Annotated in this window: 10 protein-coding genes; all 10 read left to right on the top strand. The window is 63.8% G+C overall.

Annotated elements, in window-relative coordinates; translation table 11 throughout:
* Positions 1-22: 22 nt before the first annotated feature.
* On the top strand, positions 23-6,658 hold the full coding sequence (locus VXJ35_RS12445; protein ID WP_064021805.1) for a type I polyketide synthase: 6,636 nt from the start codon (positions 23-25) through the stop codon (positions 6,656-6,658).
* Positions 6,659-6,673: 15 nt separating this feature from the next.
* Positions 6,674-14,197, top strand: a complete 7,524-nt coding sequence (locus VXJ35_RS12440) for an amino acid adenylation domain-containing protein (protein ID WP_064021804.1) — start codon at positions 6,674-6,676, stop codon at positions 14,195-14,197.
* A 55-nt stretch (positions 14,198-14,252) separates the two neighbouring features.
* A complete protein-coding gene (locus tag VXJ35_RS12435; RefSeq protein WP_157198172.1) occupies positions 14,253-14,444 on the top strand; it encodes an MbtH family protein in 192 nt (63 codons plus the stop codon).
* The gene (locus tag VXJ35_RS12430; RefSeq protein WP_064021803.1) at positions 14,441-15,730 is read left to right on the top strand and encodes a DUF711 family protein; all 1,290 of its coding nucleotides are present in this window, start codon (positions 14,441-14,443) and stop codon (positions 15,728-15,730) included. The genes VXJ35_RS12435 and VXJ35_RS12430 overlap by 4 nt, the downstream gene beginning before the upstream one ends.
* A gap of 25 nt (positions 15,731-15,755) precedes the next feature.
* On the top strand, positions 15,756-16,565 hold the full coding sequence (locus tag VXJ35_RS12425) for a thioesterase II family protein (protein WP_064021802.1): 810 nt from the start codon (positions 15,756-15,758) through the stop codon (positions 16,563-16,565).
* Between the two features lie 18 nt (positions 16,566-16,583).
* The gene (locus VXJ35_RS12420; RefSeq protein WP_064021801.1) at positions 16,584-17,294 is read left to right on the top strand and encodes an ABC transporter ATP-binding protein; all 711 of its coding nucleotides are present in this window, start codon (positions 16,584-16,586) and stop codon (positions 17,292-17,294) included.
* Positions 17,294-18,535, top strand: coding sequence for an FtsX-like permease family protein (locus tag VXJ35_RS12415; RefSeq protein ID WP_082880903.1), 1,242 nt, complete (start codon positions 17,294-17,296; stop codon positions 18,533-18,535). Before VXJ35_RS12420 ends, VXJ35_RS12415 begins: the two co-directional genes overlap by 1 nt.
* A complete protein-coding gene (locus tag VXJ35_RS12410) occupies positions 18,528-19,277 on the top strand; it encodes an outer membrane lipoprotein-sorting protein (protein ID WP_064021799.1) in 750 nt (249 codons plus the stop codon). Before VXJ35_RS12415 ends, VXJ35_RS12410 begins: the two co-directional genes overlap by 8 nt.
* A 15-nt stretch (positions 19,278-19,292) precedes the next feature.
* Positions 19,293-20,576: a hypothetical protein gene (locus tag VXJ35_RS12405; RefSeq protein WP_157198171.1), complete on the top strand. Its 1,284-nt coding sequence runs from the start codon at positions 19,293-19,295 to the stop codon at positions 20,574-20,576.
* A gap of 112 nt (positions 20,577-20,688) precedes the next feature.
* Positions 20,689-21,456, top strand: coding sequence for a 4'-phosphopantetheinyl transferase superfamily protein (locus VXJ35_RS12400; protein ID WP_064021797.1), 768 nt, complete (start codon positions 20,689-20,691; stop codon positions 21,454-21,456).
* Positions 21,457-21,649: the final 193 nt, after the last annotated feature.

Here is a 21,649-nt window from a genome sequence, read left to right as displayed (position 1 = left end):
ATAGACAACGGAAGCAAAGCACATGCAAGCGAATCAAGCTAACACGGGCGCCATTGCCATCATCGGCCTTGCCGGCCGCTTTCCGGGAGCGAATTCGGTCAGCGAATTCTGGGACAATCTGGTCGCCGGCCGCGACGCGTTGCGGCATTACACTCAGGACGAAGTGCAGCAGGGGATCGCCGCCCACGACGTCGCCTCCATTCCCTACGTGCGCAAGCAAGTGGCGGGCGGCTCCTGGGTCGCCGCCGGTTATTACCTGGACGACGTCGACAAATTCGACGCCGGCTTCTTCGGCTATACCCCGGCCGAAGCCGAGCTGCTCGATCCGCAGCAGCGCTTGTTCCTGGAGTGCGCCTGGGCGGCGCTGGAAGACGCCGGTTACATCCCGGACGACTGTCCCGGCACGGTCGGCGTCTATGCCGGCACCGCGTTGTCGCGTTATTTCTTCAATAACATCTTCCCGAACCGGGACATCATGTTCGCCTCGTCCAAGGACTTGATCGCCGGCATCGGCAACGAACCGGATTACATCACCAACCGCACCGCCTACAAGCTGAACCTGACCGGACCGTCGATCACGGTGCAAACCGCCTGTTCGACCTCGTTGGTCGCGATCCACCTGGCCTGCCGGGCCTTGCGCGCCGGCGAATGCGACTCGGCGCTGGCCGGCGGCGCGTTGGCGACCGTACCCGGCGGCCTGGGCTACCAATACCAGGAAGGCAGCATGGCGTCGCCGGACGGCCTGTTGCGCACCTTCGACGCCAACGCCGAAGGCACCGTGTTCAGCGAAGGCGGGGTCGGTATCGTCGTGTTGAAGCGGCTGGAAGACGCGGTGGCCGACCACGACCGGATTTACGCGGTGATCCGCGGTACCGCCGTCACCAACGACGGCGCCTTCAAGGCCGGTTACACCGCGCCCGGCATCGACGGCCAAATGCACGTGATCGAGCGGGCCTTGGCCGACGCCGGCGTCGATCCCGAGCAAATCGGTTACGTCGAAGCCCACGGCACCTCGACCCCGCTGGGCGATCCGATCGAAATCACCGCACTGGCGCGGGCCTGGCGCAAGCATACCGAGCGCACCGGTTATTGCGCGCTGGGCTCGCTGAAAACCAATGTCGGCCACTTGGCGCCGGTGGCCGGCGTCGCCGCGGTGATCAAGACCGCATTGGCGCTGTGGCACCGCACCATCCCGCCCAGCCTGCATTTCGCTACCCCCAATCCGCGCATCGATTTCGAAAACAGCCCGTTCTTCGTCAACGACAGCTTGCGCGCTTGGGACTGCGCCGATACCCGTTACGCCGCGGTCAGTTCGTTCGGCATCGGCGGCACCAACGCCCATGCCATCATGGAACAGGCGCCGCCGCAGCCGGTTACCCAATCCGGCGCCAAATTGCGCACCTTCGTGCTGTCGGCCAAATCGGCCAAGGCCTTGAGCCGGGCCGCCGACAATCTGGACAATTTTCTGCGGCGCGAACCCGGCGCCGACCTGGACGACGTAGCCTTTACGCTGCAAGAGGGCCGCAAAGCCTTCCCGGTCCGCGCCGCCGTCGCCGCCGACAATCTGGCCGCGTTGCAGCAAGGGCTGGCCGCGATTCGCGACAATCCGAGCAAGGCCAAGGCGTTGCCGGCCGACGCCAAGAAGGTATTCCTGTTTACCGGCCAGGGCAGCCAGTATCTGGCGATGGGACGCGGGCTGTACCAAAATCTGCCGGTGTTCCGCCAGGTGTTCGACGACTGCTGCGACAAACTGCACGGCCACTTGGGGCTGGATTTGCGCGAGTTCGTATTGGCCGCCGACGCTAACGATGCGGCGCTGGCCGAGCGCCTGGGCCAGACCCGCCTGGCGCAGCCGATGCTGTTCGCCTTCGAATACGCGCTGGCCAAACAAATGCAGGCGCTCGGCATCGAGCCGGACGCGATGATCGGCCATAGCCTGGGCGAATATGTCGCGGCTTGCCTGGCCGACGTGTTCGATTTGGATGCGGTCTTGGGTCTGGTGGCCTTGCGCGGGGCGTTGATGCAGGCCATGCCGTCCGGGGCGATGCTGTCGGTGTCGCTGGACGAAGCGGCCGCGGCGGCCTATGTCGGCGGCGAGGTCAGTCTGGCCGCCGTCAACAGCCCCAACGCCTGCGTATTGTCCGGCCCGCACGCAGCGATTGCCGCAGTGCGGGAAAAGCTGGAAGCGGCCGGCGTCGGCTGCCGGCCGCTAATGACCTCGCATGCCTTCCATTCGGCGATGATGCAACCGATGATCGCCGACTTTACCGCCGCGGTGCGCCGGGCGGCACCGAAAGCGCCGAGCCGGCCCTACGTGTCGAATCTGACCGGCGGCTGGATGGCCGCCGCCGACGCGGTCGATCCCGATTACTGGGCCAAGCATTTGCTCGGTTGCGTCCGCTTCCGCCAGGGCATGGAAACTCTGTTGGCCGGCGGCTGCAGCTATTTCATCGAAATCGGCCCCGGCAACGTGTTGAGCACCTTTGCCCGCCATGCGATCAATGCCGCCAAATCGGCGGCGGCGGTGGTACAAACCGTGCGCCATCCCAAGGAGGCCAAAGCCGACGCGCTGGTGTTGCGCCAAGCGTTGGCCGATTTGTGGGCGGCCGGTTTGGAACTGGATTGGGAACGGGTGGATAGCGACAACCAAGGCCGGCGCATCTCGCTGCCCACCTATCCGTTCGCCCGCGAACGCCACTGGCTGGAGCCGCCTAAAGCCGGCGACGCCGGCAGCGAAAACCCGGCGCAACGCCTGGCCGATCCGGCGCAATGGTTTTATGCGCCGTCGTGGAAACGCCAGCCCGGCCGTTTGCCGGACTGCGGCGATTGGTCCGGCGAGCGGGTGTTGATCCTGGCCGAGCGCAACGGCTTGAGCCGGGCTTTGGCGCAGCGCATCGAGGCCGCCGGCGGCAGCGCGTTAATCGTCGCGCCCGGCGCCGGCTTTGCCGACGATGCCGATAAAGGCTTCAGTTTGGACATCGGCGCCGGCGCCGACTTCGAACGGTTGGCGGCCGCTTTGGATCAGGCCCAGCCGACCGCAATCGTGCATGCACTGTGCGCGACGCCGCGCTCAACCGCCGGCTTGGACAACGAAGACGATTGGCTGGAACGCAGTTTTCACAGTCTGGTGTTTCTGGCGCAGCAGTTCTCGGCCGAGGCCGGCGAACGCAACCTGCCGTTGCTGACGCTGTCCAGCGAAATCCACGACGTGCTGCCGGGCGAGCCGCTGAATCCGTTGAAGGCGGCGTTGCTGGGCGTGCATTTGTGCCTGGGCCACGAATACCGCAAATTCCGCAGCCGCAATCTGGATTTTTGCCCGGACGATCTGAACGATGCCGACGCCATCGCCGATTGCGCCTTGAGCGAATTGGCGCAATTGCGCCGCGAGACCAAACCGCTGTTGGCGCCGGCCGACCATTTCGTCGCCTGCCGCCACGGTTACCGCTGGGCCGCGCATTACGAACCGACCCGGATCGAAGCGGCGGCTCTGGATTTCAAGGCCGAAGGCGCCTATCTGGTCACCGGCGGCCTGGGCGGTTTGGGCCTGGCCGTAGCCGACTACATGGCCGCTCGCGGCGCCAAACATATCGTGCTGCTCGGCCGTTCCGGCCTGCCGGCCAAAGCCGAATGGCCGCGTTGGCTGGCCGAACACGAGGCGCAGGACCGTACTGCCGAGCGCATCCGCAAACTGATGGCGATAGAAGCCCGCGGCGCCGAAGTCGAAATATGCCGGGGCGACGTGGTCGATGCCGAGCGCATGGCCGAATTGGTCGCCGAGCTAGTGCAAAACTACGGCCGGATTGCCGGTGTGGTGCATTCTGCCGGAGTCGCCGGCGGCGGCCTGATGCAATTGAAAACCCGCGCCGCAGCCGAAACCGTGTTGCGGCCCAAGGTGCGCGGCATTTTGGCTTTGGAGCGGGCCTTCCGCGCCGCCGACGCCGAGCCCGGTTTCGTCGTGTTGTTCTCGTCTTTGTTCGCCGTGATCGGCGGTATCGGCCAGGTCGATTATTCCGCCGCCAATAACGTGTTGGACGCCTACGCCCGCGCCGGTTTCGGCGCCGGCAAGGTCGTGTCGTTGAATTTCGGCGGCTGGCGCGAAACCGGCATGGCGGTCGACGCCGGCCTGTACGCCCGCCACGAATTGCCGCCGCTACCGGCCGGCAAGACCTTGGCGCATCCGTATTTGCATTCCTGCCGGGAAAAATCGGCGCAACATGCCGCTTACACGGCCTGGTTGCGCGAGCCCGACCACTGGGCGCTGATCGAACACCGGATCGAAGGTGTCGCGACGATGCCCGGTACCGGCCTGGTGGAAATGGTGCGGGCGGCGTTCCAGGATTACCGCGGCGCCGAGCAGTTGGCGATAGACAATCTGTATTTCTACCGGCCGTTGATGGTGCCGGCAGCGGACATGGCCGAAGTGCATTGCGACTTTAACGCGTTGCCCGGCGGCGGCTACGGTTTCGAGGTCTATACCCGCGAAGCCGGAGTCAAGGCGCCGCTGTTGGCCGGCGACATTTACGCCGCCGAACTGGCGGTGGCCCGGATCGATCCGCAGGCATTGGCGGCCAGTTGCGACGGCGAACTGTTGGATTTCAGCGACGGCCGGCCGCAGGCGGTGCAGGACGATTCCGGCTTTTTGAGCCTGGGGCCGCGCTGGCAGGCGCTGCGCGAAATCCGCTGCGGCGGCGACCATTTGCTGGGCAAATTGCAGTTGCCGGAGGCCTTCGTTGGCGACCTGCAACAGTTCGTTTTGCATCCCAGCCTGCTGGATATGGCCAGCGGCCCGATCACCGGCCATCTGTTGCGGCGGCTGGATTTGGACATCGACGGCGAATACCTGCCGTTCGGTTACGGCCGGCTGACGATAGCCGCGCCGTTGCCGGCCGAGTTTCTCAGCCACGTCTGTTTCCGCGGCCTGAGCGGCGACCGCGAATCGCTCGGTTTCGACATTGCCTTGTACGACATGTCGGGCCGGCGTCTGGCGCAAATCGACGAGTTCACGTTGAAAAGAGTCCCGGCCGGCGCCTTTGCCGCGCCGCCGGCTGCGGCCGGCGACAGCCACGCCGAAGACGACAGCCTATCCACCGCCGAAGGCTTGGAGATTTTCCAACGCGCCTTGGCCAGCGCCGGATCGCCGCAATGGGTGATCAGCCCGCAGCCGCTGGATGCCTTGCTTAGCCGGATGCAGGCGCAACGCGCCGCCGACGAAGCCGGCGTGCAGGGCGGCAAGCCGAAGCTGCAGCGCGAGGACGCCGATGTTGCCCCGCCGACCAATCCCACCGAGGAAATCCTGGTCGGCATCATGGAAGGGGTATTGGGCATCGAGCCGGTCGGCATTCACGACAATTTCTTCGACATGGGCGTCGATTCGGTGATGGGGATACAGGTCGTGTCGCAAGCCAAGCGTTTCGGCCTGACCGTCAAACCCAACCAATTGTTCGAACATCAGACCGTCGCCGCGTTGGCGGCGGCCATCGGCGACGCGGCGGATGCGCTAGCCGAACCGGCTTGGCTGACCTTCGGCCAGCGCGAATTGCTGGCGGCCGGTCCGGGCTGGGACAGCTTGCATCTGGAACTGGCCGATGCGCTGGCCAGCACCGATTTGGCCGCGGCATTGGCAGCCGTCGCGGCGGACTATCCGTTGGTCAAAGCCCGGATCGAGACTGCCGGCGATGCGCCGTATTGGGCGCAAGCGGCAGCCGTCGAAATCCTGGCGCCCGGCGCGGCGGCCGCAACCGAGAGCCGGGCGGCGTTCCGGGTACTGGCCGACGGTTGTGCGCTGGTGTTGCAAGCCCGGCCGGCGCTAGGTTTGGATGCCGCCGGGTTGGGCCGAATCGGCGCCGCGCTGAACGCGCGTTTGTCCGGTGCGGCCGCTGCGGCGCCGCTGAAACCCTGGCGCCCGGCTGCCGCCGCCGATCTGGCCGCTGCGTCCGGCGAGCGCGGCGGCCCAGCCGATGCGGCCGCCTTTGCCGCGCTGCTGGAGCAATCCTTAAGCCTGGCAGCGAGCGGGGTCTGTGCCGCCGCGGCCGATGTCCGCATCGACGCCGGCCAACTCCAGGGTCTGCAACGCTTGCGCGCCGCCTTGAATCTGGACGCCGAGGACCTGCTGCTGGCGGCCTTGGCGGCCAGCGTCGGCGAATGCTTCGGTTCGGCGCCGCTAGTCTTGCGTTACGTGCAAACCCGGATCGGCGACGACTCCGGCGCGGTGATGCGCTACGGCGTTCCGCTCTGCCTGGCAGGTGACGCCGATGCGCTGGCGGCGATGACCCAGGCCAAAGCCGCACGCAAGGCCGAGCCCGACGCCGGTTTCGGTTTCGAGCGAGTAGCGGCCGAGCTGGTGCAACGGCCGGCGCTGCGCTTCACCTGGCTCGGAGACTACGGCTGCGGCCGGTTCGAGCCGGATGCCGCGCTCGCCGCCGGCGAGGCGTTTTCGGTCAGTGCCTGTCTGGCGCCGGACGGCTTGCTGTTGCGGCTGGCCGCCGATGCCGAGCAGGCCGAGCAACTGCCGCGCTTGGCGGCGGCGCTGGAGCGGACCGTAATCGCCTACCTGGCGGCGGCCGAGCAAGCCCAGGGCCGGGGCTTTACCGCCGCCGACTTCGGCGACGCCGGTTTGTCCGAAGAAGACTTCGATACCTTGTTCCAAACCATCGAATAACGAGTTAACAGAACCATGACCATCGATCGCGCCAACATCGCCGACATTTACAAGCTGACTCCGATCCAGGAAGGCATGCTGTTTCATTCCTTGAGCAGCCCCGAGTCGGGGGTGTACGTCGAACAGTTCAGCCAAACCGTGCCGTTCGGCGTCGACGCCGATCTGTGGCAGCAAGCCTGGAATCGGGTGATTGCCCACCACGACATCCTGCGCAGCGGATTTTTCTGGGAAGGCCTGGAAAAACCGGTGCAAGTGGTGCAACGCCAAGCCGAAATCCAGGTTCGGGAAACGGATTGGTCGGATCTGGCCGAAGCGGAACGCGAGCAACGGCTGCAAGCCCTGCGCGCCGCCGACGCCAAACAGCCGTTCGATTTGGCCAAGGCGCCGCTGTTGCGGCTGCAAGTGATTCGCACTGGTGCGGAACAGAGCGTGTTGCTGTGGACCTACCACCACATTCTGCTCGACGGTTGGTCCGCTTTTATCGTGCTGGACCAGGCCCTGCAAGCGTATATGGCATTGGCGGACGGCCGCGAGCCGGCGCTGCCGGCCAGTGCGCCGTATAAAAATTACTTGCGCTGGCTGGGGCAACAGGACCGGACTGCGGCGGAAACCTTCTGGCGTTCCTATCTGGCCGGCTTTGCCGCGCCAACGCCGCTCGGTCTGGTCGAGGGCAATCCGGACGCCGAGCCGGACTGTGACTACGCCGTGGTTCGCCGGGCGTTGGGCCAGGCGCGGGCGGAGCGCCTGCGCGAATTCGCCCGCGCCGCGCGCTTGACGCCGAATAGCGTGATTCAAGGCGCCTACGGCTACTTGCTGGCCTTGTACAGCGGCGAAGACGACGTCGTGTTCGGCTGCACCGTATCCGGCCGGCCGCCGGAACTGGAACACTCGCAGAATATGGTCGGCCTGTTCATTAACACGCTGCCGTTACGGCTGCGTATCCGCCCCGGCCAGCCGGTGGCGGCCTGGTTGCGCGAGTTGCAGGACGGTTTGCTGGCCTTGCGCAATTACGAACACAGCCCGTTGGTCGAGATCCAGGCCTGGAGCCCGATTGGAGCGGGGTTGCCGTTGTTCGATTCGATGCTGGCCGTGGAATCGTTTCCGCAGTCCAGCCAAGTGCAGTTGCCGGACGTGACCGTGGCGCAAAAAACCAACTATGACTTGACGCTGGTGGTCGAACCGGTGGGGGAGATGAACGTACGCGCCATGTTCGATCCGCGCCGCTATGCGCCGGCCGTGGTCGAGCGCTTGCTCGACCATTGGCAAACCGTGTTGGACGAAATGATGCTGGACGCCGAGCGGCCGTTGGCCACGCTCAGTGCGATGAACGCAGCCGAGCGCCTGCGCCAGGCGGCCTGGAATGCCACCGCCGCCGATTTTCCGCGCGAACGGGATTTGGCCGCGCTGTTCGCTGAGCAGGCGGCGCAGCACCCCGAGCGCACCGCGCTGGTGGTCGGCGCCGAGCGCTTGAATTATGCCGAATTGGATCGGCGCGCCAATTGTCTGGCCCATTTTCTGCTAGCGCGCGGCGCCGTCGCCGGCGGCCAAATCGCGCTGTTGCTGGAGCCGTCCGTCGAACTGATTATTGCGATACTGGCCGTGGTCAAAACCGGCAACGCTTACGCGCCGCTGGATCCGAAGGCGCCCGACGCGCGGCTGGCCGGCATGTTGCAAGATCTGAGCTTCGGTTTGCTGTTGAGCCACCGTGGCCGCGGCGACGGGTTGGCGGCGGACGGCTTGCAGATTATCGATCTGGACCGCAGCGGCGCCGACTGGGCCGGACAAGCGGACACCGCGCCGGCCGTGGCTATCGACACCCGCCGCCTGTTTTACGTGATCCATACCTCCGGTTCCACCGGCAAGCCCAAAGCCGCCGGCGTCTACCACGACAGTTTCATCAATTTCATCTTGTGGTGGAACCGCGAATTCGGTTTCGGCAGCGCCGACAAATGCCTGTTGATTAACAAAATTACCTTCGATTTGGCGCAGAAAAACGTCTGGGGCGCGTTGCTGACCGGCGGCGAATTGCATCTTGCCGTCGGCGACCATTTCGATCCGGAATACGTCCGGCAAACTGTGGCCGGGCAGGGCATCACCTGGATCAACTGCACGCCCAGCATGGCTTACGCACTGGTCGAAGGCGACGATATCGACTACCGCGACTTGGCGTCGCTACGTTATCTGCTGCTGGGCGGCGAGCCGGTCAATAAAGCCAGGCTGGCGCCGTGGCTGTTGTCGGAGCATAGCCGCTGCGAACTGGTCAACACCTACGGTCCGACCGAATGCACCGATTTGTGCACCACCCACCGTTTCAGCCGCGAGGAGTTAGAGCAGCCGCAGTGGCCGGTCACGGTCGGCAAAAACCTGCCCAACGTGCGCATGCTGGTATTGGACCGCTTTAACAATCCGTTGCCGGCCGGCATCGCCGGCGAGGTCATGATAGGCGGCGCCTCGCTCGGCGTCGGTTACCTGAACAATCCGGGCCTGACCGCCAGCCAATTCATTCCGCATCCGCAGCCGGAAATTGCCGGCGAACGCCTGTACCGCACCGGCGATTTGGGCTATTTCCGCGAGGACGGCAGCATCGTCGTCAAGGGCCGGGTCGATTTTCAAGTCAAGCTGCGCGGTTACCGGATCGAGCTGGAGGAAATCGATACGGTACTGCGCGGCCACGCCGACGTGCAGGACGCCGTGACCGTGGTCGGCGGCGGCGAGCGGCAACAATTGGTGAGTTACTTGGTGCCGGCGGCGGGCGCGGCGGAAGCGGCCGAATTCCGTGCCGGCTTGCGCGAATATCTGGCGCAACGGCTGCCCGATTACATGGTGCCCAGCGTCTTCGTGCTGCTGGCGGCGATGCCGTTGAACGCCAACGGCAAGGCCGACCGCTCGGCGCTGCCGGCGCCGGACGAGGCCGATGCGGTGCAGGCCGGGCCGATGCAGGCCCCGGCCGACGCGGTGGAGGAGGCCTTGCTCGGCATCTGGCAAAAAGTGCTGGGCCGCGACGACATCGGCGTCAACGACAATTTCTTTGCCTTGGGCGGCCATTCGCTGACCATCACCCAGGTTTTTTCGAGGATTCCGAAGCTGTTCGAGGTCAAGCTGGGTTTGTCCGAGTTGTTCCAACATCCGACCGTCGCTGGCCAGGCGGCACTGATTCGCAACCGGCAAGCCGGCGGCGCGGCGTCCTATCCGGCCTTGTCCCGTAAGGAACGGCCCGAGCCGTTGCCGCTGTCCTACGCCCAGAGCCGGCTTTGGTTCGTGCAGGAATTCGAACCGGGCAACCCGGCCTACCACGTGCCGAATTCGGTGGCCTTCGCCGAACCGGTCGCGGTCGAGGCGATGCGGCAGGCGTTGGTCTGGCTGACCGGCCGCCACGAGTCCTTGCGCACCCGCTTCCCGGCCGCCGCCGGCGAACCGCGCCAGGAGATTTTGGCCGACTTCGTGCCGGCGCTGGCCGTAGACGATTTGACGGCGCTGGCGGAGGCCGAGCTGGAGCAGCGCATGGCCGAGATCGCCACCGCGGAAGCGCGTACGCCGTTCGATTTGGCGGCAGCGCCGCCGGTCCGGTACCGGCTGCTGCTCGGTCGCGACAGCGCCGTACTGCTGGCGACCTTGCACCACATCGTCACCGACGGCTGGTCCACCGATATTTTCGTGCGCGAGTTGCGCACCGCCTATGCCGCGTTCCGTAACGGCGGCGAGCCCGATCTGCCGGAGCTGGCCGTGCAATATGCCGACTACGCTCTGTGGCAGCGCGAGTTTTTGCGCGGCGAAATCCGCGAGCGGCAGTTGGCCTACTGGCGCCGCGAACTGGACGGCGCAGTGCATAGCATCAGCCTGCCTTACGACTTTCCGCGCCCGGCGCAATTGTCCTGGCAGGGCGGCATGGTCCGCGACCGCTATGCGCCGGAACTGGCGCAGGGCTTGAAAGCGCTGGCCGAATCGCAGGGCGCGACCTTGTTCATGGCGCTGATGGCGGCCTTCGAGTTGCTGTTGTACCACTGGTCGGGCCAGGACGATTTCGTGCTGGGCACGCCGATCGCCAACCGCCACCACGAAGAGGTGGAGCCGGTGATCGGCTTCTTCGTCAATACCTTGCCGATCCGGGCCAGAATAGAGGCCGGCACCAGTTTCAACGACCTGTTGGCGGCGGTGAAACAAGCCGCGCACGGCGCTTACGAGCATCAGGACCTGCCGTTCGAAATGCTGGTCGACGAATTGAAGCCGGCCCGCAGCGCGGCCTACAACCCGTTCTTCCAGGTCTGCTTTGCCTTGAGTAGCGCTTACGAGGACATGTCGCTGGTCGACAGCGGCGATTGGATTGCGCGCTGGGATTTGTACGTGGTGTTCAACGAGCAGGATGGCCTCAGCGGGCAATGGGAATTCAGCCGCGCGCTGTTCCGCCCGGAAACCGTAGAACGCCTGGCGCAATCGTTCGCGGTGCTGTTGCCGCAACTGGTGGCCGATCCCGACCGGGCTTTGGCCGATTACGAGCTGTTGGACCAACGCGGTGCGGCGGAAATGCTGGCATTGGGCAAAGGGCCGCAGCTCGATTTGGCGCAACGCCTGTTTCCGGACATGTGGCTGGAACAAGTCCGCGACCGGCCGGAAGCCCCAGCGGTTCTGTTCCAGGACAGCGCTATCAGTTACGCCGAGTTGAACCGGCGCGCCAATCGCTTGGCGCATTATTTAATCCGCCTGGGCGCCGGCAGCGAACTGCGGGTCGGCCTATGCCTGGAGCGCAGCCCCGACTGGATCGTGGCGATTCTGGCGGTGTTGAAATCCGGCGCCGCCTATGTGCCGCTGGACCCGAACTACCCGGCGGACCGCCAGCAATTCATGCTGGAAGATTCCGGCTGCCGCTGGTTGCTGGGCCATAGCCATCTGGCGGAACGTATCTCGTTGCCGGCCGGCATTCGGGTGCTGGCTTTGGACGGCGCCTATCTGCAACAGGCGATTGCCGGCGAATCGGTCGAGGAACCGGACGTTGCCGCGATACTGCCGCAGCAACTGGCTTACATCATCTATACCTCCGGCTCCACCGGCCGCCCCAAGGGGACGTTGATCGAGCACCGCAACCTGGCGCTGGTCAGTGCGGCGTTGGCGCAACGCTTCGCGTTTCGCGGCGGTAGCCGCATGTTGCAATTTGCCTCGTTCAGCTTCGACGCCTCGGTCTGGGAGTGGGCCGTGGCCTTGGCCAACGGCGGCTGTTTGTGCATGGCGGCCGACGATGTGATCAAAAGCCCGGAGCGCTTGGCCGACTTTATCGCCGCCGCCGCGACCAGCCATGCTTTACTGCCGCCGTCGCTGTTGGCCTATCTCGATCCGGCGAAATTGGCTTGCCTCGACCATATGCTGGTCGGCGGCGAGGCTTACCAGCAGGCGTTGGCCGAGGCCTGGAGCCCGAACCGGCGCTTTTTCAACGCCTATGGCCCGACCGAAACCACCGTGATTTGCATGGCCGCCGATTATCGGCCGGGCGATGCCAAATTAAGCTTGGGCCATGCCGTGGCCAATACCGAGTTGTTCATCCTCGACGCCAAGCAGCGGCCGGTGCCGCTCGGCGTGCCGGGCGAATTGTGCATCGGCGGCGGCGGTGTCTGCCGCGGCTACCTAAACCGGCCCGAATTGAATAGCGAAAAATTCATCGCCCATCCGTTCCGGCCGGACAGCGGCGAGCGCTTGTACCGCAGCGGCGACTTGGTGCGCTGGCTGGCGGACGGCAGCATAGAATTCCTCGGCCGCATCGACAACCAGATCAAAATCCGCGGTTTCCGCATCGAGCTGGGCGAAATCGAAGCCCGGCTGATGGAGCATGCCCAGGTCCGCGATGCGCTGGTATTGGCGCGCGAAATCGCTCCCGGCAACTTGCAAGTGGTCGGCTACGTGCTGGCCGATGCGGCGGAAGGTTTGTCGGCCGAGCTGATGGCGCGGCTGAAACAGAACTTGCCGCAGTTCATGGTGCCGATGGCGGTGATCGTGCTGGACGCCTGGCCGATGACGGCCAACGCCAAGATCGACCGGCGCGCGCTGCCTCTGCCGGCCGAGACCGACGCCGGCGGCGGCGTTTGCGAACCGGCAGCCAACGAGCGCGAACGCTGGTTGGTCGAGCTGTGGCAGGAAATCCTCGGCGTCGATACGGTCGGCGCCACCGACGACTTTTTCGCGCTGGGCGGCCACTCGCTGAGTGCGACCCGGCTGATGGCGCGGGTGCGGGAGGAGAGCGGGCGTTCGATGCCGCTGAAAGACTTCTTCGTAGCGCCGACCGTGCGCAGCATGGCCGCCTATCTGGACGCGGCCGGATCGGAGTTGTCAGCCGACGCGGCGGAAATCGAGCTGAATTTGCCGCCGCGGCCGGTGGATTTGGAGGCCGAGTCGGCCATCGCGTTGCCGACGCCGTTGCCGCCGTCCGGCGGCATGATGCAAAACGTATTGCTGACCGGCGTTACCGGTTTCGTCGGCGCCTATCTGCTGGAACAAATGCTGGAACGCTGGCCCGGCGCCACGGTGCATTGCCTGGTGCGGGCCGATTCGGCGGAAGACGGTTTGCGCCGCATCCGCGCCAATCTGGAGGAATACGGCTTGTGGTGGGACGGTTATGCGCCGCGGATCAAGGTGGTGGTCGGCGATTTGGCCAAGCCCAACCTCGGCCTGAGCGGCGAGGTGCGCGACTACCTGGCGTCCGAGATCGACCTGATTATGCACAACGGCTCGCATCTGAACCACGTGTTGCGCTACGGCCAACTGGCCGCGGCCAACGTCGGCTCGACCAAGGCGCTGTTGGAATTGGCCGCCTACAACCGGCTGAAACGTTTCGCCTACGTCTCGACCGGCGGCGTGTTCAATACCGAGATCGGCGGCCGCCGCAAAGTCGACGAAGACACCGATTTGTCCGGCGAAGGCTTTACCGATATCGAGGGCTACAACGCCAGCAAATGGGTAGCGGAAGCGGCGGTCAGAAAGGCAGGGCGCATGGGCTTGCCGATCCAGATCTTCCGCCTGGGCCGGGTCGCGGTGGACAGCCGCAGCGGCGCCGGCCGGGCCGACGATTTTATTGCTTTGTATCTGCGCACCTGCATCCAAATCGGGGCCTACCCGGATTATCCGCTGGTGGAAAAAGCCGTGCCGGTGGATTACGCGGCGCGGTCGATTATCGCGCTGGCCGGCCAACCCGGCGGCGGCGAAGTGTTCCACTTGATGGGCGACGAGGCGTTCGACTGGAGCAAGCTGCTGGCGCGCCACGTGGCCGGCAGCGTCGGCCTGAAACGCCTCCGCGCCGACCAATGGGTGGACCGGGTCAAACAGGCTTCCACCGAAACGCCGCTGCCGTTTGCGCCCTACCTGTTTTATTGGGATACCGACCGCGGCGCGCCGGACAAACGCCGTTTGGAGATCGGTCAAGCGAAAACCCAACGCCGCTTGGCCGAGTTGGAGCTGCCGGCGCCGCGCATCGATCAAGATGCCTGGCAACGCTTCATCGGCCGCTTGTTCGTTATCGAAGGCCGCGAGGTGGCGTTCAAACGCCGCGGCTGGTTTTAGCGGCACATTTGGCCGCAGGCATTGAACTTAATTTAAGCATTGGAGAATGGTCGTTATGGCTGAAGAATTGGAAACGCGTTTCGTCGTGGTCTGCAACCACGAACAGCAACACGCCTTATGGCCGGCTTTCAAGCCGGTACCCGCCGGTTGGCAACAGGTCAAGTCTGCCGACAGCCGGGAAAACTGTCTGGATTACGTCAACCGGAGCTGGACCGACATCCGGCCGCTGAGCTTGCAAGCCTTATGAAGCCGATGAACGCTGACGAAGATTTCAACGCGCGGCCGCCGTCGCCGGTGGTGCGCACCGTCACCTTGGGGGTGAACCTGGACCCGGACCAGCCGGAGCGCGGCGCGGAAGCGGCCCGGCGTTTTTTCGGCCGGGCCGGCAACCGCCTGGCGGAAAGCGGCTTGCGCGCCCGCTGTTTCCGGCTGGCCGGACAACCGCTCGACCGCTTGCTGCACGGCCGGCGGATTCGGGCCAATGCCGCGGCCGAATTCGCGGTGCGGATGGAGAACGCGCTCGGCGATATCTGGTTCTGCATGCCCGGCCCGTTTTTCGTCGATGCCGGCGACGATCCGGAGTTGCTGGCGCTGGTGCCGGCCGTGATCGGCGCCACCCGCCACGTGTTCATGAACACGCTGGTCAGCTCGGCCGCCGGCATGCACCGCGGCGCGCTACGCCGGGCTGCCGCCGTGGTGCGCGAACTGGCGCTGTTGGACGAACAGCACCAGGCCAATTTCCGCTTTGCGGTAATGTCCAACGTCCAATCGAATACGCCGTTCTTCCCGGCCTCCTGGCACCAGGGCGAAGCCGGATTCAGTATCGCTTTGGAATTGTCGGAATTAGCCAACGCCGCGTTTTCGCAGCCGTTGCCGTTCGACGAGAAACTGGCCCTGTTTCGCAATCAGGTGCGGCGCGCGGCGCAGGAGGCAGCGGATTGCGCCGCCGTGCTGGCCGCCGAGACCGGCGTCGGTTTTCGCGGCATCGATTTCTCGCTGGCGCCTTACCCCGGCGAGGACACCAGCGCGGTCAGCGCAATCGAGGCGTTGGCCGGCAGTCCGGTCGGCAGTTTCCAATTCCTCTTTTCGCTGTATGCGGTGAATAATTTGCTGAAGCAGGGTTTGGCCGATTTTCCGCAAGTCGGCTACAACGGCACGATGCTGTCGGTGTTGGAAGACAGCCATCTGGCGCGGGCGGTCGGCAACGGTAGCGTCGATGTCAAGGATTTGCTGCTGTACTCTACGGTGTGCGGCTGCGGTCTGGATATGGTGCCGCTACCGTTGGATGTCGGCGTCGGCCAAATCTCGGCATTGATCGAAGCGATTTGCACCGAAGCCATCAAATGGAACAAACCGTTGATTACCCGCTTGTTGCCGAGCAGCGTCGGCGCCAACGGCGAGACCAATTTCAACCACCCGTTCATCGTCAATACCCGGCCCATCGCCTTGAACCGCAACGCGTTCGCGCCGGCCAACGATAGCGAGGCTTTTTTCGATCCGCAACGCTGGGCGCCGACGGCGCTGCCGGCTTAATTCCACAATTGGGCAAGACATACCGATGATTACCGACAACTGGTTTACCGATTTCAATCTGGGCGGCAGGGCACCTTATCTGCTGATTTGCTTCCCGTATTCCGGCGCCGGCGCCAACGTGTTCCGCAGTTGGGCCGGTGCGCTGGACAACGCCGACGTGCTGGCCGCGCTGCTGCCGGGCCGGGAACGCCGCATCGCCGAGCCGGCAATCGGCGATCTGGAGGAACTGGTCGCTGCGTTGCTGCCGGCGCTGCTTGCACGCCTGGACCGGCCTTATCTGCTGTTCGGCCACAGCATGGGGGCGTTGATCGCTTACCGGGTGGCGCTGGAACTGGGCCGGCGCGGGGTGCGGCCACCGAAACGCCTGATCGTGTCCGGTTATCGCTCGCCGGAATTGAGCAGCCGCAACCGCTCGTTGCATACCTTGAGCGACAGCGAATTCGTCGTCGAACTGCAACGCTACGGCGGCACGCCCAACGAAGTGTTGCAGCACGAGGAAACCATGCAGTTGTTGTTGCCGATGCTGCGTGCCGATTTTCGCATCCACGAAACCTACCGCCACGCGCCGCAACCGGCGGCGGAATTTCCGATTGCGGCCTTCACCGGCCGGGCCGACCATCTGGTGCCTGGCGAAGACATGGCGGCCTGGCGCGACAAAACCGCGGCTGATTTCCAACATCGCCTGTTCGACGGCGGCCACTTTTTTATCAGCGAGCAGCGCGAGGCCGTGCTCGCTGCGCTGCAAGACATCGTCAACGAGCATATCAAGGACGATATTTTGTTGCCGTTGGCGGGTATCACCCATGCCGCCGCCGGTTTCGTACCGGCGGTTTAATTGACGAGACTATTATTTATGACGCAACCGATCATCAAATTGGAACATATCAGTAAGTCCTACGGCCACGGCGACGGTGCCGTGACGGTGTTGCAGGACTTGAGCCTGTCGATTCAGCAGGGCGAGTTCACCTGCATTTGGGGCGCTTCCGGCAGCGGCAAATCGACGCTGCTGAACCTGATGGGCTTGCTGGACCGGCCCGAGCAGGGCCGCATCACCATCAAAAACGAGGCGGTGCTGGGCTTGAACGACAATCGCCTGGCCGATTTCCGCAGCCGCCACCTGGGCTTTATCTTCCAAAGCTTTAATCTGGTGCCGGTGTTGTCGGCCCAGGAAAATACCATGCTGCCGTTGCAAATTCGCGGCGAAGCCGACAATACCGCCCGGCGCAAGGCGCGCGATCTATTGGCGGAACTGGGGCTGGAGCGGCATTTGCACAAGCGCCCGGACGAAATGAGCGGCGGCCAGCGGCAACGGGTGGCGATTGCCCGCGCCCTGATCGGCGACCCCGATATCGTGCTGGCCGACGAACCGACCGCGAATCTGGATTCGGCCAATAGCGACGCGATCATTCTGTTGATGCAAAAGCTCAATCAAAAACGCAAAGTCACGTTTCTGTTCGCCACCCACGACACCCATTTGTTGTCCTACGCGGCGCGCTCGATCCAGGTCCGCGACGGCCGCATCGTCGACGACCGCCACAACACCTATTTGAGAGAGGCCTCCTGATGTCCATGTCACTCGCAATGCGCTGCAAACTGGCGGCGCGCAACGTTCTGAAAAACCGGCGCAGAAGCCTGGTCACCGTGCTGTCGGTGGCGATCGGCTTTCTGGCCCTGAGTTTGTTCGAAGGTTATTTCACCTACGTCTACCGGATTTTGAAAGACCAAGCCATCGTCGGCGAGCGCCTGGGCCATTTGACCGTGGTTAGGCGCGGCTTTTTCGACCAGGGCACGCTGGACCCGGAAAAATTCCAACTCGATGCCGCGGCGCTGGAACTGGTGACCCGCACCGTGCGCGAGGTGCCGGGCGTGAAATTGGTCAGCCCGCGCCTGGCCGTCAGCGGTTTGGTCAGTAACGGCACCACCTCGCACATCTTCATCGGCGAAGCGATATCGGCGGAAGACCAGATGGCGCTGCGCGGCGCCGAATACGCCTACTTGCCCGGCAAGCTGGCGCCGGGCCAGGACGATGCCGTCGTGATCGGCCAGAAAATGGCGAAAATCATGGGCTTGCAGCAGGGCAGCGACGGCGTGTTGATGGCGTCCACGCTGTCCGGCATGGTCAACGCGGTCGATTTCCGGGTCGGCGAAGTGGCCAATACCGGTTCGATGGGCACCGACGACAAGTTCGCGTTGCTGCCGTTGGCATTGGCGCGCAAGCTATACGGCAGCGACGGCGCCGACCGGGTCGTTGTGTTGCTGGATTCGGTCGAGTCGATTCCGGCCGTGAAGCCGGTGCTGCTGGAAAAATTGAAGGCGGCCGGCTTCGACGCCGAGATCAAGGAATGGAGCGAGTTGTCGGTGTATTACACCCAAGTCAAAGGTTTGTTCGACATGATGTATTTGTTCATCATGGTCGTGGTGGTGATGGTGGCGATGACCAGCGTGGTCAATACCATGACGATGGCCATCGCCGAGCGTACCCGCGAAATCGGCACTTTGCGCGCCATCGGCATGCGTTCGATGACGATCAAGAGCTTGTTCGTCATCGAAGGCGTCATCATCGTCTTCGTCGGCTCGCTGGCCGGCATGGCGCTGTCCTATGCCATCGGCGCCGGCATCAATCTGGCCGAGATTACCTACTCGCCGCCGGATTCGTCGGAACAAGCCGCGCTGGTGATCGAATTGTTGTTTAATAACATGTTCGGTTCTTTATTCACTCTGTCGGTGCTGGCCGCGGTCGCTTCTTATTTCCCGGCCCGCCACGCCACGCAAAAAACCATTGTCGGAGCCCTAGGCCATGTTTGAATACGTCCGCACCCTTTTTCTTGCCACATCCATGCTGGTTGCCGCCGCCGCCGTTGCCGAGCCGACGCCGCTGGAACTGCTGCAAGCCAGCGACCGCGCCCGCGGCGGCGAGATCGGCGGTATCACGATGACCAGTACCGTGATTGCCTACCAAGACAACGTCGAGGATAAAAGCTACACGCTGAAGATCGAGGCCGACCAGGACAATTCCCTGGTTACCTTCCTGAAGCCGGCCACGTCGGCCGGCAAGATGATGCTGATGCAGAATCGCAATATGTGGTTCCTGTCGCCAGATGTCAGCAAACCGGTGCCGATCTCGCCGCGGCAACGCCTGCTCGGCGAGGCCAGCAACGGCGATGTCGCCACCACCAACTACAGCCGCGATTACGATGCGACGCCGGCCGGCGAAGCGGAAGTGGCCGGGCAGCCGTGTTACGTGCTGGAATTGAAAGCCAAGGACGCCAACGTGGCCTACGACAAGATCAGATATTACGTCGCCAAGGACAGCCAACTGGCATTGAAAGCCGAATACATGACGGTTTCCGACAAGCATTTCAAAACGGCATCGATGGAATATGCCAACCGGATCGACTTCGCCGGCAAAAGCATGCCTTTCGTCAGCAAGATCGAAATTCAGGACGAAGTGCAAACCGGCCAGAAAACCGTATTGCTCTACGACAAGGTCGAAGCCGCCGCAGTACCGCCGAGCCGCTTCGATTTGCGGGCTTTGCTCAGCCGCTAACGGCAAATGGTTTCGGTGAACGCTCTACGCGGCTTGCGGCCGGCGTTGCTGGCCGCATCGCTGCCGGGCCTCGCCGCCGCCGCGGATAACGCCTTCGAGTTCGAACACAGCTTCATGTTGCAAAGTTTCGGCGCGATTTACGACATTGCCAAGAACAGCAACTTGAACCCGGACAACCAACTGGCGCAATTGGACAACTTTCAGCAGGGTACCCGGCTGCGCTCCAAGTTCACCGCCCGCTACGGCGGCTTCAGCGCCAAACTCAGCCCGCGCTTCGGTTACTTTTTAAGCAATCAGGCCGACGGAGGCAACGTCGTCGCCGGCGAGCATTATTTCCAGGATTGGCTGGTGCAATATGCGACCGACGACCTTAGCCTGTCGTACAGCCGCGAGCTGCTGTATTGGGGGCCGTCGCTGTTCGCCTCGCCGTCCAATCCGTTTTTCCCGAACAGCAACCAGACCAATCCCTTCATCGAACCCGGCGCCCAGGATTTCGTGCAATTGCAGTATTTTCACGATTATTCCAACACGCTGGCATTGATCGGCAGTCTGGCCCGGGGCCGTTCGACCATGGTGACGCCGGATTTCCAGCGGTCGGTGGCGGTGAAGTACGACCATCGCGGCGACGATTATTCGTTGAGCGCAATCGCCGGCTACCGCGAAACCGACGGCTTGCCGCAGGGCGGCATGTTCGGCCAGTGGACGCTGAACGATTCCACGCTGCTGTATTTCGACGTGGGCATGAAGGGCAAAAGCTACGGCCTGTATCCGCACGCCTCGGATTCGCCGTTGGGCTACGAATTGGCGCCGAACGGCGACGGCCGCGGCTGGTTCGTCGATTTTCTGGTCGGCGGTTCCTATACCTTCGGTAACGGCGACGTTTTGAATCTGGAATACCGCCACACTAACGAAGGCTACGGCGCCGCCGATTCCGCCGCCTACCGGCGCATGGCGCAGAACGCCGCCGGCTTGCTGCAAGGTGCCGATCCCAATTTGCAGGGTTTGGCCGCCGGCACCTTGGCCCAGGCCTCGTCGGTACAAATCCGCTCGTTGAACCAGAACTACCTCTACGCCAATTACCGGGTGCACGAAATCGTCGAAGACCTCAGCCTTAATGTGCTGTATTCGCAAAACCTGCAGGACGGCGGCGCACAGTTGGTGCCGATAGTCGAGTACAACCTGTTCGGCCAAGTCAATTTGGCCGCCAATCTGGTGTTCAATTTGGGCGGCAGCGATACCGAATTCGGCGGGTATCTGAATAACATCTACTTTCTCGGCGTCAAATACTACTTCGATTGATTGCCCGCCGATGCCTACAAATACCGCTACCTGCAGCCAGCCAGGAAATGTCGCGGCCGTCGGCCCAATTGGGCGCTTATCCGGCTTTAGCCCGGCGATAGGGAGCGCTTGAATGGCCGCGGCCGTTTCCGCAATAACCGAGCGCATTCCGCCGCCGGCACACGGCGAGGTGCACGTCTGGCTGGCCTGGACCGAGCGCTTTGCCGCCGCCGAAACCCTGGATTATTGCCGCACGCTGTTGGCACGGGACGAGCTGGAAAAGTGGCGCCGGTTTCATTTCGAACGCGACCGCCAACTTTACTTGGTTGCCCATGCCTTGGTCCGCCAGGTACTGGCCGCTTATCTGGCTATCGCCCCGGAACGTTTGCAGTTCGTGGCCAATCGCTACGGCCGCCCGGAACTGGTCCGCGAACCGGGTATGCCCGACCTGCGCTTCAATCTGTCGCATGCCCGTGGCTTGGCGGCGTTGGTCGTGACCCGTTCGGTGGATTGCGGTATCGATGTCGAGGCCCGGCGCGAGCTGGGCGATCTGGCGGCCATGGCCGGCCAAGTGCTGACCGCCGCAGAACGCGATTATCTTTGGCGCTTGCCGGACACGGAGCGGAATTGGGCGTTTCTGAAGCTTTGGACGCTGAAGGAAGCCTACATCAAAGCGGTGGGCAAGGGGCTGTCGTTGGCATTGCACGAATTTGAATTTGCCCTTGGCGCGGACATCTCGATCCGCTTCCAAACCGGCAGTGCCGACGCTGCCGGCGAGTGGCAGTTCGCGCAACGCTTTCCGGGGCCGGACCACGTGTTGGCGCTGGCGTTGCGTAGCGGCGACGGCCCGACGTGCGTCTACCGGGAATGGGCGCCGCAGCGGCGGGGCGGATCGGCGTGAGCCGGATTGAATTTTAGCAAGGCAATCCGGCTATCTAGCCGCCGCTTAGCGGCAGCATGGGCCGAACGAGGTGCCCCATGAGCAGCATCACCATGCGTGCGTACTTCTCCATTGATGAACGCGTGGGTAGGCTCAAGCCTTAGAAATTTTGTAAGCTGGATTGCTTGAAGCTAGTGTTCTCAATATAACGGGT

It is taken from the genome of Methylomonas sp. DH-1, from assembly GCF_046097555.1.
Classification (GTDB): domain Bacteria; phylum Pseudomonadota; class Gammaproteobacteria; order Methylococcales; family Methylomonadaceae; genus Methylomonas; species Methylomonas koyamae.
This window is presented reverse-complemented; position numbering and strand designations above follow the sequence as displayed.